The 15,831-nt window shown below is 73.9% G+C and carries 14 protein-coding genes and 1 tRNA gene; 8 read left to right on the top strand and 7 right to left on the bottom strand.

The features are described 5' to 3' along the window. Positions 1–16: 16 nt before the first annotated feature. From mshC to B5P21_RS08515, 3 genes are read right to left on the bottom strand one after another with little or no spacing between them, the layout of a single operon-like run. A complete protein-coding gene (gene mshC / locus B5P21_RS08525; protein WP_045528049.1) occupies positions 17–1,300 on the bottom strand; it encodes a cysteine--1-D-myo-inosityl 2-amino-2-deoxy-alpha-D-glucopyranoside ligase in 1,284 nt (427 codons plus the stop codon). 4 nt (positions 1,301–1,304) lie between these two features. Then, the gene (locus tag B5P21_RS08520; protein WP_045528051.1) at positions 1,305–2,123 is read right to left on the bottom strand and encodes an undecaprenyl-diphosphate phosphatase; all 819 of its coding nucleotides are present in this window, start codon (positions 2,121–2,123) and stop codon (positions 1,305–1,307) included. 42 nt (positions 2,124–2,165) lie between these two features. Then, entirely contained in the window at positions 2,166–3,476 is a 1,311-nt protein-coding gene (locus tag B5P21_RS08515; RefSeq protein ID WP_045528053.1) for a M20/M25/M40 family metallo-hydrolase, read from the bottom strand. Positions 3,477–3,590: 114 nt separating this feature from the next. Between B5P21_RS08515 and B5P21_RS08510 the strand changes: the two genes are divergently transcribed. The 3 genes from B5P21_RS08510 to B5P21_RS08500 all read left to right on the top strand — a co-directional run bounded on the left by B5P21_RS08510 (position 3,591) and on the right by B5P21_RS08500 (position 5,841). After that, positions 3,591–3,676: transfer RNA gene (locus B5P21_RS08510), tRNA-Leu, on the top strand. Positions 3,677–3,814: 138 nt separating this feature from the next. Next, positions 3,815–4,831, top strand: a complete 1,017-nt coding sequence (corA, locus tag B5P21_RS08505) for a magnesium/cobalt transporter CorA (RefSeq protein ID WP_045528055.1) — start codon at positions 3,815–3,817, stop codon at positions 4,829–4,831. A 44-nt stretch (positions 4,832–4,875) separates the two neighbouring features. After that, entirely contained in the window at positions 4,876–5,841 is a 966-nt protein-coding gene (locus B5P21_RS08500) for an NAD-dependent epimerase/dehydratase family protein (RefSeq protein WP_045528057.1), read from the top strand. A gap of 24 nt (positions 5,842–5,865) precedes the next feature. Here the strand turns inward: B5P21_RS08500 and B5P21_RS08495 are convergent, their stop codons facing one another. Then, the gene (locus tag B5P21_RS08495; RefSeq protein WP_094171027.1) at positions 5,866–7,206 is read right to left on the bottom strand and encodes a DnaJ domain-containing protein; all 1,341 of its coding nucleotides are present in this window, start codon (positions 7,204–7,206) and stop codon (positions 5,866–5,868) included. A gap of 249 nt (positions 7,207–7,455) precedes the next feature. On the opposite strand from B5P21_RS08495, the gene B5P21_RS08490 reads away from it, so the two are divergent. From B5P21_RS08490 to B5P21_RS16835, 5 genes are all read left to right on the top strand, one after another. Next, on the top strand, positions 7,456–8,097 hold the full coding sequence (locus B5P21_RS08490) for an ABC transporter permease (protein WP_045528058.1): 642 nt from the start codon (positions 7,456–7,458) through the stop codon (positions 8,095–8,097). Then, a complete protein-coding gene (locus B5P21_RS08485) occupies positions 8,090–9,370 on the top strand; it encodes an ABC transporter ATP-binding protein (protein ID WP_045528061.1) in 1,281 nt (426 codons plus the stop codon). Before B5P21_RS08490 ends, B5P21_RS08485 begins: the two co-directional genes overlap by 8 nt. Further along, positions 9,367–10,134, top strand: a complete 768-nt coding sequence (locus tag B5P21_RS08480; RefSeq protein WP_045528062.1) for an ABC transporter permease — start codon at positions 9,367–9,369, stop codon at positions 10,132–10,134. The genes B5P21_RS08485 and B5P21_RS08480 overlap by 4 nt, the downstream gene beginning before the upstream one ends. Before the next feature lie 2 nt (positions 10,135–10,136). Beyond that, a complete protein-coding gene (locus tag B5P21_RS08475; protein ID WP_045528064.1) occupies positions 10,137–11,144 on the top strand; it encodes a glycine betaine ABC transporter substrate-binding protein in 1,008 nt (335 codons plus the stop codon). Between the two features lie 196 nt (positions 11,145–11,340). After that, positions 11,341–11,511: a hypothetical protein gene (locus B5P21_RS16835; RefSeq protein WP_165770610.1), complete on the top strand. Its 171-nt coding sequence runs from the start codon at positions 11,341–11,343 to the stop codon at positions 11,509–11,511. 140 nt (positions 11,512–11,651) lie between these two features. Here B5P21_RS16835 and B5P21_RS08465 read toward each other — a convergent pair whose 3' ends face one another. The 3 genes from B5P21_RS08465 to B5P21_RS08455 all read right to left on the bottom strand — a co-directional run bounded on the left by B5P21_RS08465 (position 11,652) and on the right by B5P21_RS08455 (position 15,734). Continuing rightward, positions 11,652–13,460: a DEAD/DEAH box helicase gene (locus B5P21_RS08465; protein WP_045528065.1), complete on the bottom strand. Its 1,809-nt coding sequence runs from the start codon at positions 13,458–13,460 to the stop codon at positions 11,652–11,654. A gap of 199 nt (positions 13,461–13,659) precedes the next feature. Continuing rightward, positions 13,660–14,841, bottom strand: a complete 1,182-nt coding sequence (locus B5P21_RS08460; RefSeq protein WP_094171026.1) for an acyl-CoA dehydrogenase family protein — start codon at positions 14,839–14,841, stop codon at positions 13,660–13,662. Between the two features lie 41 nt (positions 14,842–14,882). After that, entirely contained in the window at positions 14,883–15,734 is an 852-nt protein-coding gene (locus B5P21_RS08455; protein ID WP_045528067.1) for a VOC family protein, read from the bottom strand. Between the last annotated feature and the right edge of the window lie 97 nt (positions 15,735–15,831).

Here is a 15,831-nt window from a genome sequence, read left to right as displayed (position 1 = left end):
AGGGCGGTCCGGACGATCAGGCCGCCGGGCTCCCGAGCGCCACGCCCAGGAGGGCGTCGACCGCGGCCACCTCGACGGGCGTCGCGGGGACGCCGGTCGCGACGCGGAGGTCGAGCAGCAGGATCGCGCCCGGCGTGTCGAGGTCGTCGGCGAGGCGCTCGCGGACGAGCTGGACGAGCTCGCCCGGCTCCCCCGCGTCGGCGCCGGCGTCCGCCGCGGCGTCGGCGGCCCACGCGTCCCACGCGGAGAGACGCGCGACGGACTCCTCGAGGAGCGCGTCCGTCCACTCCCAGTCCGCGCGGTAGTGCTGCGCGAGGAGCGCGAGGCGGATGGCGCGCGGATCCACGCCCGCGGCCCGCAGGCGCGACACGAGCACGAGGTTGCCGAGCGACTTGCTCATCTTCTCGCCCTGGTACGCGACCATGCCGCTGTGCGCGTAGACGCACGCGAAGTCCTCGCCCGTGAGAGCCGCCGCGTGGCCCGCCGACATCTCGTGGTGCGGGAAGATCAGGTCGGATCCGCCGCCCTGCACGGTGACGGGCCGGTCGAGCTTCCGGAGCGCGATGACGGCGCACTCGATGTGCCAGCCGGGCCGGCCGCGGCCGACCGCGCTGTCCCACGCGGGCTCGCCGGCGCGCTCGGCGCGCCAGAGCAGCGGATCCAGCGGGTCGCGCTTGCCGGGTCGCTCCGGATCGCCGCCGCGCTCGGCGGAGAGCGTGGCCATGGTGTCGCGGTCGTAGCCGCTCTCGTCGCCGAGGGCCCACGGGCCGTCCTCGCCGGCGCGGGCCACGTCGAAGTAGAGGTCACGGGCCCCGGCCTCGGCCCCGTCGGGCGTGGCGACCGGGTAGGCCGTCCCGCGGCGGACGAGCTCGGCGACCGCGGCCGCGACCTCGTCGACGACCTCGGTGACGCCGACGTAGGAGTCGGGCGGCAGGATCCGCAGCGCCTCCATGTCGGTGCGGAACAGCTCCACCTGCTCGGCGGCGAGGTCGCGCCAGTCGACGCCCGTGGCCGCGGCGCGCTCGAGCAGCGGGTCGTCCACGTCGGTCACGTTCTGCACGTAGGCGACGTCGTAGCCGCGGTCGAGCCAGACGCGCTGGAGCGTGTCGAAGGCGAGGTAGGTCGACGCGTGGCCGAGGTGGGTCGCGTCGTAGGGCGTGATGCCGCAGACGTAGAGGCCCACGCGACCGTCGCCCGTGCACTCGGCGGGGCGGACGGATCCGGCGCTCGTGTCGAACAGGGATGGGACGGGCGGCTCCCCCGCGACGGCGGGGACGGCGGGGCGTAGCCAGGCGCGCACGGGATCAGGCCGCGATCGCGCCGGTGCCGAGGAGCACCAGGAGCACGACGCCGAGGGCGACGCGGTAGACCACGAAGGGCATGAACGTGCGGGTGGAGATGTACCGCATGAGTCCGGCGATGACCGCGAGTCCCACGACGAAGGCGATGAGCGTCGCCACCCCCGTCTGCCCGGCGCCCGCCTGGCCGGTCTCGTCGAAGCTCTTCACGAGCTCGTACAGGCCGCTGCCGAACACGGCGGGCACCGCGAGGAGGAACGAGTACTCCGCCGCGACCGGCCGGGAGTAGCCGAACGCGCGCGCCGCCGTGGTGGTGGCGCCCGAGCGCGAGACGCCGGGCACGAGGGCGAGCGCCTGGGCGATGCCGATGCTCACGCCGTGCCCGTACGTCATGTCCTTCTCGAGGCGGTCGCTGCGGCTGTAGCGGTCGGCGAGGCCGAGCAGGATGCCGAAGACGATGAGCACGATCGCCACGATCCAGAGCGAGCGGAACGTGGAGCGGATGGTGTCCTGGAAGAGGTACCCCGCGATGCCGATCGGGATGGTGCCGATGATGACCAGCCAGCCCATGCGCACGTCCGGATCGCCCTTCGGCATGCCGCCGCGGAGCGAGCGGGACCAGGCCGAGAGGACCTTCCCGATGCGCTTCCGGAAGAACACCACGACCGCGAGCTCGGTGCCGAGCTGCGTGATGGCGGTGAACGTGGCTCCCGGGTCGCCTCCCATGAAGAGCCCGGCGATGCGGAGGTGCGCGCTCGAGGAGATGGGCAGGAATTCGGTCAGACCCTGGACGAGGCCCAGGATGATCGCCTCGAGATAGCTCAAGCGTGCGCTCCACGTGTCGGGTGGCCCACCTGGGGCTCGGATCTAGTAGTTCAGGAGGAGGTCGCGGAGGACCTGCCTCCCGAAGACTAGTGCGTCGAGCGGGACCCTCTCGTCGACGCCGTGGAACATCGACGGGAAGTCCATGGAGGCCGGGAGCTTGAGCGGCGCGAAGCCGTAGCCGGTGATCCCGAGGAGGCTGAGCGCCTTGTTGTCGGTGCCCCCGGAGAGCATGTACGGCAGCACCTCGGCCTCGGGGTCGTGCGCGCCGAGCGTCGCGACCATGGCGTCGACGAGCGGTCCCTGGAACGGGTTCTCGAGGCCGACGTCCTGGTGCACGATGCGCACCTCGACGCCCTCGCCCGCGAGCTCGGCGACCCGCGCGAGCACCTCGTCCTCCTCGCCCGGGAGGACGCGGATGTCGATGAGCGCCTCGGCCGTGTCGGGGATCACGTTGTGCTTGTAGCCCGCGTGCAGGAGGGTCGGGTTGGTGGTGGTGCGCAGCGTCGCGGCGATGAACTTCGACGCCGTGCCCGTGGCGATCGCGAGGTCGTCCGCCGTGACCTGCTTCGGGTCGGCGCCGACGATGCGGGCGATCTCGTCGAGCAGCTGGCGCGTCGTGTCGGTGAGGTGGACGGGCCACTCCTCCATGCCGATCCGGGCGACCGCGCCCGCGAGCCGGGTGACGGCGTTGTCGCGGTTGACCTGCGAGCCGTGGCCGGCGGTGCCGGTGGCGACCAGGCGGATCCAGATGAGGGCCTTCTCGCCCGTCTGCAGCAGGTAGGCGCGCTTCCCGGCGAGGTCGATGGAGTAGCCGCCGACCTCGCTGATGGCCTCCGTGGCGCCCTCGAACCAGTCGGGGCGGTTCTCGACGACATAGGCGGAGCCGAGCACCCCGCCCGCCTCCTCGTCGGAGAAGAAGCCCATGATGAGGTCGCGCTCGGGCGCGCGGCCCGAGGTGATGATCTCCTGCAGCGCGGTGATCATCATCGCGTCCATGTTCTTCATGTCCACCGCGCCGCGGCCCCAGAGCATGCCGTCCTGGATGACGCCGCCGAACGGGTCGACCGACCAGTTGGCCGGGTCGGCGGGCACGACGTCGAGGTGGCCGTGGACCACGAGGGCGGGCTTATGGCGGTTGCGGCCGGGGATGCGCGCGAGGACGCTCGTGCGGCCGGGCGCGGCGTCGATGAGCTCGGGCGTGAGGCCCAGGTCCTTGAGGTGCTGCTCGACGTACTGCGCGGCCTCCGTCTCCCCCTCCGATCGGCCCTCTCCGTGGTTGGTGGTGTCGAACCGGATGAGGTCGCGGGCGATCCGGGCGGTGGCGTCGAGGTCGTCGGGGAGCGTGTCGGTCATGGGTTCACGCTATCGAGGCCGGACGCGGGCGTCCTGCCGTCGGGTGGTCGGAGAGCCTCCCGGGCCGTGCTAATGTCGTTTCTCGGCAGCCGGAGACGGCGGGCCGCACATCCTGTCCGGATGGCGGAATTGGTAGACGCGCTAGCTTGAGGTGCTAGTGCCCGTATTAGGGCGTGGGGGTTCAAGTCCCCCTTCGGACACGCACGAGAGCCGGTCGGATCCACGAGGATCCGGCCGGCTCTTCCTCGTTCCGGCCCCGCTCCCCTCTTCTCGCGGCGGGCCCGGCTACAGTCGCACTCGGCCCGCGCCCGGGTCCCCCGACCCGAGAGCGAGATCCGATGACCGTCGTCGACAGCGCCGTGTACGTCCAGGGGGTCCGCACCGCGGACCCGGAGAGCCTCGACGAGACGTTCGAGGTGATGCGGGAGCGCCAGGGCCTCGCGTGGATCGGCCTGTACCGGCCGGACCCGGAGGAGCTGCACCGCGTCGCCGACGAGTTCGGCCTGCACCCGCTCGCCGTCGAGGACGCGCTCAGCGGGCACCAGCGCTCGAAGATGGAGCGCTACGGCGACACCTGGTTCGTCGTGCTGCGCCCCGCGCGCTACCTCGACGCCGACGAGCGCGTGGAGTTCGGGGAGCTGCACGTCTTCGTCGGCCCCGACTTCGTGGTCACCATCCGCCACGCGGAGTCCCCCGACCTCGCCGCGGTCCGCCACCGTCTCGAGGAGGACCCCGAGCTCCTCGCGCTCGGGCCGCGCGCCGTGATGTACGCGATCCTCGACCAGGTCGTCGACGAGTACGGCCCCGTCGCCGCCGGCCTCGAGGACGACGTCGACGAGATCGAGGACCAGATCTTCGGCGCCGACCCCGACGTCTCCCGCCGCATCTACGCGCTGATGCGCGAGGTCACGGCGTTCCAGCGCGCGACGGCGCCCCTCGGCTCGATCCTCGACGACCTGCGGAAGCGCGCCGAGGAGCACGAGGTGGACCTCGAGCTCCGCCGCGGCTTCCGCGACGTGCACGACCACGTCATCCGCGTCGCCGAGCGCGCCGACGCCTTCCGGACCCTCCTGCAGAACGCGCTCACGGTGCACACGACGCTCGTGGGACAGCGGCAGAACGACGAGATGAAGAAGCTCACCGAGACCAGCCTCGCCCAGAACGACCAGGTCAAGCGGATCTCCTCCTGGGCCGCGATCCTGTTCGCGCCCACGCTCGTCGGCACGATCTACGGCATGAACTTCGTGAACATGCCGGAGCTGAAGTGGACCTACGGGTACCCGCTCGCGCTGGGCCTCATGGTCGTGATGGGCGTCATCCTCTACGCGGCGTTCCGGAAGCGCGGCTGGATCTGATCCCCGGGCCGGTCGCCCGCCCGTCGCGCCGCTAGGGTGACGGGATGCGCGTCGTCGTCATCGGAGCCACCGGCCACATCGGGACCTTCCTCGTCCCCCGTCTCGTCGAATCCGGGCACGACGTCGTGGCCGTCAGCCGCGGGACGCGCGACCCCTACCGCGAGTCGCCTCTGTGGGATCGCGTCGAGCGCGTGCGCGTCGACCGCGACGCCGAGGACGCGGCCGGCACGTTCGCCGACCGGATCGCCGCTCTCTCCCCCGAGGTCGTCGTCGACCTGGTCTGCTTCACGCCCGAGTCGGCGCGCCACCTCGTCGAGGGGCTCCGCGGGCGCGTGCGGCACCTCGTGCACATCGGCAGCATCTGGACCCACGGTCTCAGCACGTCCCTCCCGCTGCGCGAGGACGACCCGAAGGAGCCGTTCGGCGAGTACGGCGTGCAGAAGGCCGAGATCGAGCGCTACCTGATCGCGGAGTCGCGGTCGGGCGGCCTGCCGTGCACGGCGGTCCACCCGGGCCACATCAGCGGGGGCGGCTGGCCCGTGATCACCCCGGTCGGCAACCTGGACCCCGGGGTGTGGACCGCGCTCGCCACCGGCGGCCCGCTCGCCGTGCCCGGATCCGGCAGCGAGACCATGCACCACGTGCACGCCGACGACGTCGCGCAGGTCGTGCAGCTCGCCATCGCCAACCGCGAGACGAGCGTCGGCGAGAGCTTCCACGCCGTGTCCGAGCGCGCGCTCTCCGTACGCGGGTTCGCCCGGGCGGCGGCCGCGTGGTTCGGCCGCGAGCCCGAGCTGGAGCACCTCGACTGGGACGGGTTCCGCGCCCGCACGGAGCCGGATCACGCCGACGCCAGCTGGCAGCACCTCAGCCGGAGCCACGTCGCGAGCATCGACAAGGCCCGCGACGTCCTCGGCTACGCGCCGCGGTTCACGAGCGAGGAGGCCGCGCGCGAGGCGGTCGAGTGGATGGTGCGCGCAGGCGAGCTGGACGTGCCGCTCCCCCGCTGATCGGTCGCTTCCCCGGTCGCGGCCTCAGACGAAGCGCGCGTCGAGCACCAGGCGGGTGCGGACCGCGAGCAGGCGCTCGGGATCCATCGCGTGGAGTCCCGGCAGCCCGGCGGCGACGTGGTCGGCGAGTAGCGTGCGGGCGACCGCGTAGGCCGGGAGCGCGTGCGGGTCGTCGGCCGCGTACAGGACGACCGGTGCGGCGCCGAGCACCCCGGACGGCAGCGAGAGCACGAGCCCGACCACGGGCACCTCCATCTCGCGGGCGAGCGCGCGGGCGCGGGCGTTGAGGCCGTGGAGGGCGGTGTCGCGGGCGACCGGATCCGTGACGGCCGCGGATCCCGCGGGCACCGACTCGACTGCGACGAGCCCCTGCGGCCCGAGCACGAGGTGGTCGATCGCGTCACCTGATCGCGGGACCGACACGCCGTTCCAGAACGCGTACGACGGGCCGAGCTCCATCAGCTCGCGCGCGGTCTCCTCCTGCGCCACGGCCGCCCGCAGCGCCGCGGACGCGTCCGCGGGCACCTCGGCGACGAGGTCGGGCGCGTAGGCGTCGGCCTCGAAGCGCCGGCGCAGCCCCTCGAGGCGGGCGAGGCGCGCGCTGTACGCGGCCATGAGGTCCGGGTAGGCGCGGAGGGCCCGCTCGTGCGCGATGGCCTCCTCCTGCAGCCGCTCCGCCGCGCGACGCCGCGGCTCCTCCGCGCGGTGCCAGGCGCGTCCGATCGGCCCCGCGGCGGCGAGGCCCGCGATGGCGCCCACGACGAGGCCGACGACGGCCGCGATCGCGCCGAGCCCGACGACGAGGAGCACGAGGGCGAGGAGGACGCCGAGCGCGGGCGGCGCGATGGCGCGCGCCCGCCGGACGTAGGGCTCCGGCCGGTCCGACAGCGCGGTGCCGCCGCGCGGCGGGACGGGAGCGGCGGGCACGGACGGCTCCGCGGGATCCGCCAGCCACTCGCGCACGAGGGACAGGTAGCGGAGCCGGGCGAACCCGCCCGGGTGGCCGAAGCTGCGCGTGCGCGCGGCGGGACGCTCGCGCGGGGCGCCGGGACGACCGCGCCGGGACGCCGGGTCCCAGGCCTCGCCCGCCGACGTGGAGCCGGGCGACGCCGGGTGGGCGCGGCCGACGGGATCCTCGGGGGCCGGCGCGTCGCGGAGCGTGCGCTCGTAGCGGGCGCGGCTCTCGGGATCGCCCACGGCCTCGAACGCGTCGCGCACGGCCTGGAACGCGTCGGCGCTACCGCCCATGTCCGGGTGGGCGTCGCGCACGCGGCGGCGGTAGGCGCGGCGGATCTCGTCCTGCGACGCGCACGGCTCGACGCCGAGCACAGCGTACGCGTCGGCATCGCGCGACGGGACGGGCATCGGTGGCTCCTCGCGGGAACCGGTCGGGCGGCTCCCAGGATCACGAGCGTAGGCGAGCGCGCCTGGACGACGCCCGAGCGCGCCTCCGCACCGCCCGATACTCTGGGCTGCGCGCGCGCCCGCCCGCGCCGCGCGCGCGATACCACCGGTGCGCGCCCGACGGCGAACTTCGCGCATCCGGGTCGACTGCGTAGGGTGAGCCACCGCCGACGCCCCTCCCGGTGACCGACCCATCCTGAGGAGACCGACATGTGGGACTTCCTGCGCGAACGCGCGGACCAGATCGCGTTCTCCGCGTGGCAGCACCTCAGCCTCGTGGTGCAGTGCCTCGTGCTCGCGACCGTGATCGCCGTGGGGATCGCGGCGCTCGTCTACCGCAGCCGACCGCTCAGCTCGCTGGCCAACAGCGTCTCCGCGATCGGGCTGACGCTCCCCGCCTTCGCGCTCGTCGGGCTGCTCATCGCCCCCCTCGGGTTCGGCGTCGCACCGGCCGTCGCGGTCGTCACGTTCTTCGCCGTGCTGCCCATCCTCCGGAACGCGGTGGTGGGGCTCACGGGCATCGACCCCGCCATCGTGGAATCCGCGCGCGGCATCGGCATGGGCCGCGTCCGCACGCTTCTGCGCGTCGAGCTGCCGCTTGCGTGGCCCGTGATCCTCGGCGGGATCCGCGTGTCCGCGCAGATGGTCATGGGCATCGCCGCCGTGGCCGCCTACGTCCTCGGCCCCGGGCTCGGCGGGTTCATCTTCTCCGGGCTCTCCCGCCTCGGGGGCGCGAACTCGACCGAGTCCGTCCTCATCGGCGTCATCGGCGTCGTCCTGCTCGCCCTCCTGCTCGACCTCGTCCTCGTCGGCATCGGCCGGCTCACCACTCCGAGAGGCATCCGTGTCTGAGACCACCACCACCCCCGAGATCAGCGGCCGCTCGATCCTGCTCGACGGCGTCACCAAGCGGTACCCGGGACAGGCGAAGCCCGCCGTCGACGGCATCACGCTGGAGATCCCCGCCGGCAAGATCGTCATGCTCGTCGGCCCCTCCGGCTGCGGCAAGACCACGACGCTCAAGATGATCAACCGGCTCATCGAGCCCACCGAGGGCCGCGTCGTCCTCGGCGACGAGGACGTGACGGGCATCGACGGCGACGAGCTGCGGCGCCGCATCGGCTACGTGATCCAGGCCGGCGGGCTCTTCCCGCACATGACCGTGGCCGCGAACATCGCCGTGGTGCCGAAGATGCTCGGCTGGGACGCCGCCCGCATCCGCGCCCGCGTGGACGAGCTGCTCGAGCTGGTCTCGCTCGACCCCGAGCAGTACCGCGACCGGTACCCGAAGGAGCTCTCCGGCGGCCAGCAGCAGCGCGTCGGCGTCGCCCGGGCGCTCGCGGCCGACCCGCCCGTCCTGCTCATGGACGAGCCGTTCGGCGCGGTGGACCCGATCACGCGCCAACGCCTGCAGGACGAGCTGATCCGCATCCAGGCCGAGCTGCAGAAGACCATCGTCATCGTCACGCACGACTTCGACGAGGCCGTGAAGCTCGGCGACTGGATCGTCGTCTTCGCCGAGGGCGCCCGCATCGTGCAGTACGACACCCCGGAGCGGATCCTCGCCGAGCCCGCCGACGCGTTCGTCGAGGAGTTCATCGGCTCGGGAGCGGGCCTCAAGCAGCTCACGCTGCGCCGCGTGGACGAGGTGCCGCTCGCGGACTCCGTCGTCGCGCACCCGGGCGACGCCGCGCGCGACGTGCTCGCCCGCATGGACGCAGTCGGCCACCAGCACGCGGTGGTCGTCGACGCCCGCCAGCGGCCGATCCAGTGGCCCTCGCGCCGCCAGCTCGGCCGGCTCGACGTCGTCGGCGCGGTCCCCGAGCCGCGGCTCCCGGTGATCGGCTCCCGCGCGACGCTCAACGACGCGCTCGACACCATGCTCGTCTCGAGCGCCGGCGCCGCGCTCGTCACGGGCCGCGGCGGCGCCTTCCTCGGCGTGATCGACGTGGAGACCGTCATGGACGCCATCACGAGCGTCCGGGCCCAGGTGGCGAGCGGCGTCGAGGGCGCGCCCGTCGGCACGAACACCGGCACGATCGGCACCGTGGGCGCCGACGCCGCGCGGGCCGAGCAGGCCGCGTCCGACGCGTCGCCCGCCGTGCGCGACGGGCAGGACGGATGAGCGCCGTGACCGACGCCCGCACGGACGCGGTCGGCGGCGCGCAGGGCTGGCGCGGCCTCATCGCGCAGCCCGTCGCGATCGCGGCGGTGCTCGGTGCGTACCTCGTCTGGCTCGCGGTGGCGCCGCTCACCGCCGAGGAGCGCACCACGCTCGCGCCGGGCGCGCTCGGGAAGGCGACCCTGGAGCACCTCGGCCTCACCTTCTCCGCGGCCGTCATCGTGCTCGTCATCGCGGTGCCGCTGGGCGTCCTGCTCACCCGCGGGCGCTTCCGCCGCTACTCCGCGCCCGTGCTCGCGGTCGCGAACTTCGGCCAGGCGGCGCCCGCGATCGGGCTCGTCGTGCTGCTGAGCATGGTGATGACGGGCAGCGGGTTCGCCGCCAGCCTCGTCGCCCTCGTGCTCTACGCCGCGCTCCCCGTGCTGCGGAACACCATGATCGGGATCCGCGGCGTCGACGAGCGGCTCGTCGAGGCCGGACGCGGCATGGGCATGAGCCGCGCGTCCGTGCTCCTCCGCATCGAGCTGCCGCTCGCCGTGCCGGTGATGCTCGCGGGGATCCGGACCGCGCTCGTGCTCCTCGTCGGGACGGCGGCGCTCGCCGCCTTCGTCAACGGGGGCGGGCTCGGCGTGCTCATCACCACGGGCGTCAGCCTCTACCTCTACCCTGTGCTCGTCTCGGGTGCCCTCCTCATCTCGCTCCTCGCGCTCGCCATCGACTGGCTCGGCCGCGTCGTCGAGCACGTCGCCCGCCCGAAGGGACTCTGACCGTGACGACCCTCTCCCGCTCGACGCGCCTCCGCCGCACGCTCGGCGTGCCCGCCCTCGTGGCCGCGGCGCTCGCGACCCTCACCGGCTGCGGCCTGCAGCCCGCGACGGCGTACGTGCCCGACACGGCGCCCGGATCCATCCGGCCGCTCGACCTGCCGGCCGGCGCGCACCTCACGGTCACGTCGAAGAACTTCACGGAGCAGCTGATCCTCGGCAAGATCGCCGTGATCGCCGCGAAGGCGGCCGGGTTCGACGTCACCGACCAGACGAACGTGCCCGGCAGCGTGCCCGCCCGCGAGCTCATGACGAGCCACGGCGCCGACATGACGTGGGAGTACACGGGCACCGCGTGGCTCAGCTACCTCGGCGAGCCGAAGGGCATCCCCGACCAGCGCGCGCAGTACGAGGCCGTGCGCGACGCCGACGCGGCCAACGGGCTCACCTGGCTGACCCCCGCCCCGCTCAACAACACCTACGCGCTCGCCATCCGCAGCGAGGAGGCGGACAAGCTCGGCATCACGAAGCTGTCGCAGATCGCGGAGCTCCCCGTCGACCAGCGCACGTTCTGCGTGGAGGCGGAGTTCAACTCGCGCTCCGACGGACTGTCGCCGCTGCTGGAGACCTACGGCATCCCGCGCGGATCCGCGGACGGCGTGCCCGAAAACAACGTGGCGATCTTCGACACGGGCGCGGTCTACACGGCGACGGATCGCGGCACGTGCGAGTTCGGCGAGGTCTTCACGACCGACGGCCGCATCGACAAGCTCGGCCTCACGATCCTCCAGGACGACCTCGGCTTCTTCCCGGCCTACAACGTCGCTCCGGTGCTCGACTCCGCGACGCTGGCCGAGTACCCGGGGCTCCAGGACGTCTTCGACCGGATCTCCCCCACCATCACCGACGACGCCCTCCGCGAGATGAACCTCCGCGTCGACGACCAGGGCGAGGAGCCCGCGGACGTCGCCTACGAGTTCATGGTCGACCACGGGTTCGTCACGGCGCCCTGACCTCGACCGCGTCGTCCCGGGCGAGGGCCCGCAGCTCGTCGCGGATCCGCGCGCGCAGCTCGTCGTGCGCGCCGCCGTGCGCGGTCGCGGGGTCGTGCCACCGCTCGGCGGGGTGCAGCCAGACCGAGCGTGCGACGAGACCCGGCGGCTGCTACGCGTACCGCGCCGCACGTGCGCGTGGACGAAGGCGTCCGCGTTGCCCAGCACCTCGATGTCCACGCGCCGGAAGCCGGGCACGAGTTCGCGGCAGGCCCGCTCGACGGCGGTGGCGAGGAGGTCGGCGTCCGCCAGGAAGCGCACCCGCTCGATCCTCGGCATCTCCGCGAGCGCGGTCGCGGCCGGGTCCGTGCCGAGCAGCACGCAGTAGCCCGGGAGGAACTGCACGTCGCCGATGACGGCGACCCCGCATCCAATTCGGCGAGGACGGTGGGGTTCTCGCCCCTCCTGGCCGATCCGATCCGGTCCTCGCGCCAGTCCAGGCGGGACACCGTAGCCGCGCTGGCCACGCTAGCTGCGCATCCACCTGCGGAGCTGGTCGATGCGCTGCTGCAGCTGCGTCACGCTGCACTGGCCGACCGCGGGCCCGCCGCACACGCGGCGGAGCTCCGCGTGCACGAGCCCGTGCGGCTCGCCGTGCAGCTTCGCGCGCATGCCGACGAGGCTGTTGAGGAGCTGCCGCTGCTCCTTGAGCGTGCGGTACAGCGGGATGTCGTCGGGGTCCTTCGGGGCGCCGCTCTCGGCCTGCCTCCGCTCGCGCTCGGACGCGTGGCGGGACTGCCGGTGCTGCCGCTGGGCGAGGAGCTCGCGCACCTGCTCGGGCTCGAGGATGCCGGGGAGCCCGATGAACTCCTCCTCCTCGAGGCTGCCGATGTCGGCCATCTGCCCGAACTCGGCGCCGTCGAAGAGCACCTTGTCGAACGTGGCCTCGGATCCCATCGCCTCGAACGAGAACTCGCTGAGCAGGGAGTCGGACCCCTTCTCGCTGCGGTTCGCCTCGCCCATCATGGCGTCCTCGGGGTTGTAGAGGTCGCCCTCCTTCGAGGAGTCGCGGTCGAGCGCGTGGTCGCGCTGGCGCTCGAGCTCGTTGGCGAGCACGAGGAGGTTGGGGACGCTCGGCAGGAAGATCGACGCCGTCTCGCCGCGGCGGCGCGCCCGCACGAAGCGGCCGATGGCCTGCGCGAAGAACAGCGGGGTGGACGCGCTCGTGGCGTACACGCCGACCGCGAGCCGCGGCACGTCGACGCCCTCGGACACCATGCGCACCGCGACCATCCAGCGGGACGTGCCGGCGGAGAAGCGGTCGATGTTGGCGCTCGCCTCGACGTCGTCCGAGAGGACGAGGGTGACGGGCTGGCCGCTGAGGCGCTGCAGGATCGCCGCGTAGGCGCGCGCGGTCGTGTGGTCGGTCGCGATGACGAGCCCGCCGGCGTCGGGGATGGACTGCCGCACCTCGCTGAGGCGCCGGTCGGCCGCCTGGAGCACCTGCGGGATCCACTCGCCGTCCGGGGCGAGGGCCGTGCGCCACGCCTGGGACGTGATGTCCTTCGTGTTGCCCTCGGCGAGCTGGGCCTCCATCTCGTCGCCCATCTTGTTGCGCCAGCGCATGCTGCCGGCGTAGGCGAGGAAGATGACGGGCCGCACGACGCCGTCGGCGAGCGCGCGCGAGTAGCCGTAGTCGTAGTCGGTCTGCGAGAGGCGCACGCCGCGGTGGTCGCGGAGGTAGCTCACGAACGGGATGGGCGCGGTGTCGGAGCGGAACGGCGTCCCCGTGAGCGACAGCCGGCGCGTGGCGCGCTCGAAGGCCTCGCGGATCGCGTCGCCCCAGCTGAGCGCGTCGCCGCCGTGGTGGACCTCGTCGAGGATCACGAGCGTGCGGCTCGACTCGGTCATGGTCTTGTGCAGGTAGGGGTTCGCGGCGACCTGCGCGTACGTCACGGCGGCCCCGTGGTAGTGCCGGCCGAGCGCGCCGGAGGCGTTGCTGTACATCGGGTCGAGGCGGACGCCCGCGCGCGCGCCCGCGTCGGCCCACTGCTTCTTGAGGTGCTCGGTGGGCGCGACGACGGTGATCCGGTCGATGGTCTTGCGGTGGAGGAGCTCGGAGGCGAGGCGGAGGGCGAACGTGGTCTTGCCGGCGCCCGGCGTCGCGTTGGCGAGGAAGTCGCGCGGCTCCTTCTCGAAGTACGCGGTGAGGGCCTCCTCCTGCCAGGCCCGCAGCTTGCTGACGGTGCCCCAGGCGGCGCGCTCCGGGAAGGCCGGCGAGAGGTGCTCGGCCGCGGCGGATCCGACGTGCGGTGGAGGGGTCGGCAGGGTGCTCACTCGACCTCACGATACCCGCACCCGGGGACGCTCCCGTCGATCGCGGGGGCGTCCGGGCGACGCGCGGCGGGCGGACGCGCGTCGCCCACGGCCTCGGGTCGGCGGCGGGGGACGCGGGCGGATCCGGGCCTCCGCGACGGTCCGGGCGCGTCGCCGCGACGAGGGCGCGCTCGGCTCCCACCCGCCGTCCGGGCGGCGCTCAGGACGCGCGCGGGACGGGTCCGAGGAGCGTGGTCGCGATGGTCTCCGCGGCCTGCCGGTCGCTCGACGGGTGGAAGCCGCCGGCCAGAACGTCGCGGTACAGGCGGCCGAGCTCGTCGCCCGTGCGGAGGGATCCCCCGCCGGCGACCTCGATCGCCCGCCGCACGACCTCGGCCGCGGTCCGCGTCGCCCGGACCTTGGCGCCGACGAGGAGCGACGCCCAGCGGTCGCCGTGGTCGACGCCGCGGTCGACGTCGTCCGCGAGCGCCACGAGCTGCGGCGGGAGCGCGTCCTGCGCGAGGGCGGCCTCGGCGACGAGGTGGCGGATCCCGGGGTCCGCGGCGAGCGCGGCGCCGCCGGCCGCGCGCGAGGTGCGGCGGAGCGCAGATGCCACGGCGAGGTCGAGCGCGCGCTGCCCGATCCCGGCGTACACGGCGGCGATCAGCAGCTCGAACGCCTGCAGCACGGCGAGGACGAACGGGTCGTCGCGACGGCCGTGCTCGCGGCGGCGGACGACGTCGGCGGGCTGCGCGCGCACGTCCCCCAGGATCACCGTGTGGCTCTGCGTCGCCCGCATGCCGAGCGTGTCCCAGTCGGGCACGATCTCGAGGCCGGGGGCGTCGCGCGCCACGAAGGCGTGCACGAGGAGCGGCCGCTCCGGATCCCGGTCGTCGCGCCCGAAGAGGCCGAGCCGGGTCCACGCGGGCGCCATGCTCGACGTCGACTTCGTGCCGGTGAACCGGTATCCGCCGTCGGGGTCGGGCTCGGCCCGCGTGAGCGCGTCGGCGAGCGCCTGGTCGTTGCCGGGCTCGCTGATCGCGAAGGCCAGCAGCTCGTCGCGTCCCGCGTCCTCGAGGACGCCGCGGAGGGAGTCGTCGCCGCGGTCGGCGAGGATCCGGGCGACGGCCGTCCAGACGAGGTGCATCCCGACGCCGAGCGCCGTGGCGGGCGCCGCCTGCGCGAGGAGGTGCTGCGCGCGCACCGCGTCCGCGAGGGAGGCTCCGGACCCACCGAGCTCGCGCGGCACGAGCAGGCGCAGGTGGCCCGCGTCGCGCAGCTCGTCGAGGTCCTCCGCGAAGAAGGCGTTGCGGGCGTCGTACCCGGGCGCGCGGGAGCGGATCCGGTCGAGGAGCACCTCGTCGAGGTGCGCGAGCGGGTCGAGCGGGGCGGCGGGCGTCATGCGCCCATCCTCCCCCGACCGCGACGCCCGGGCCCCGGGGCTCAGGCGGCGGACAGCACCAGCGCGTTGCCCCACGGGTCCTCGAAGGCGAGGGACCGGCCGTCGTCGCGCGTGGCGACGCCGGCGGCCCGGAGGCGCGCGTCCACCGCCACGACCTCGTCGCGCGTGGGCACCTCGATGCGCACGGTGCCGAGCCCGAGCGTCGCGGGACGCCGGCCGGCGCCGCGGCTGTTCCACGTGTTCATGGCCATGTGGTGGTGGTATCCGCCGGCGGAGACGAAGATCGCGGATCCGTGCCACCCCGCGACCAGCTCGAAGCCGAGCGTGTCGACGTAGAACGCGCCCGCGGTCTCCGTGTCGCCCACCTGGAGGTGCACGTGGCCGATGCCCGCCGCGTCGGACGCGGCGTCGGCGACCGGCGCGAGCTCGTCGCGGAGGAACGCGTTCGGGTCGAGCCGGAGCGAGTCCATGACCACCCGCCCGTCCTGCCACGTCCACTCGTCGCGGGGGCGGTCGGTGTAGAGCTCGACGCCGTTGCCCTCGGGGTCCGTGAAGTAGAAGGCGCGGCTCACGAGGTGGTCGGCGCTGCCCGCGAAGGTGCCGGGGGCGCGCTGCGCGAGCGAGGCGACGGAGCGGGCGAGCGCGGCGGGCTCGTCGAAGAGCACGGCCGTGTGGAAGAGGCCCGCGTTCCCCGGGCTCGGGAGGTCGAGGCCGCGCGCGGGCTCGAGGACCACCGCGGGCGCTCCCCCGCGCCCGAGCGTCGTGGACCCCGTCCCCTCGTCGAGCTGCTCGAGGCCGACGGCGTCGCGGTAGTAGGCGGTCATGCGGTCGAGGTCGCCGACGAGCAGGGTCACGGGCCCCATGGTCGTGTCGGCGGAGAGCAGGTCGGGCATGGGTCCTCGTTCCTCGGGCGGTGCATCCAGTTGCTTGAAGGCTCAACCAATGGGTGCGGGCCGGCATTCCCGAGGGGCGCGCGCGGGCGTTCCTATG

The sequence above is a fragment of the Clavibacter michiganensis subsp. insidiosus genome, from assembly GCF_002240565.1.
Lineage (GTDB): Bacteria > Actinomycetota > Actinomycetes > Actinomycetales > Microbacteriaceae > Clavibacter > Clavibacter insidiosus.
The sequence above is the reverse complement of the archived record's forward strand: the minus strand, read 5'-3'. Positions and strand labels throughout refer to the sequence as shown.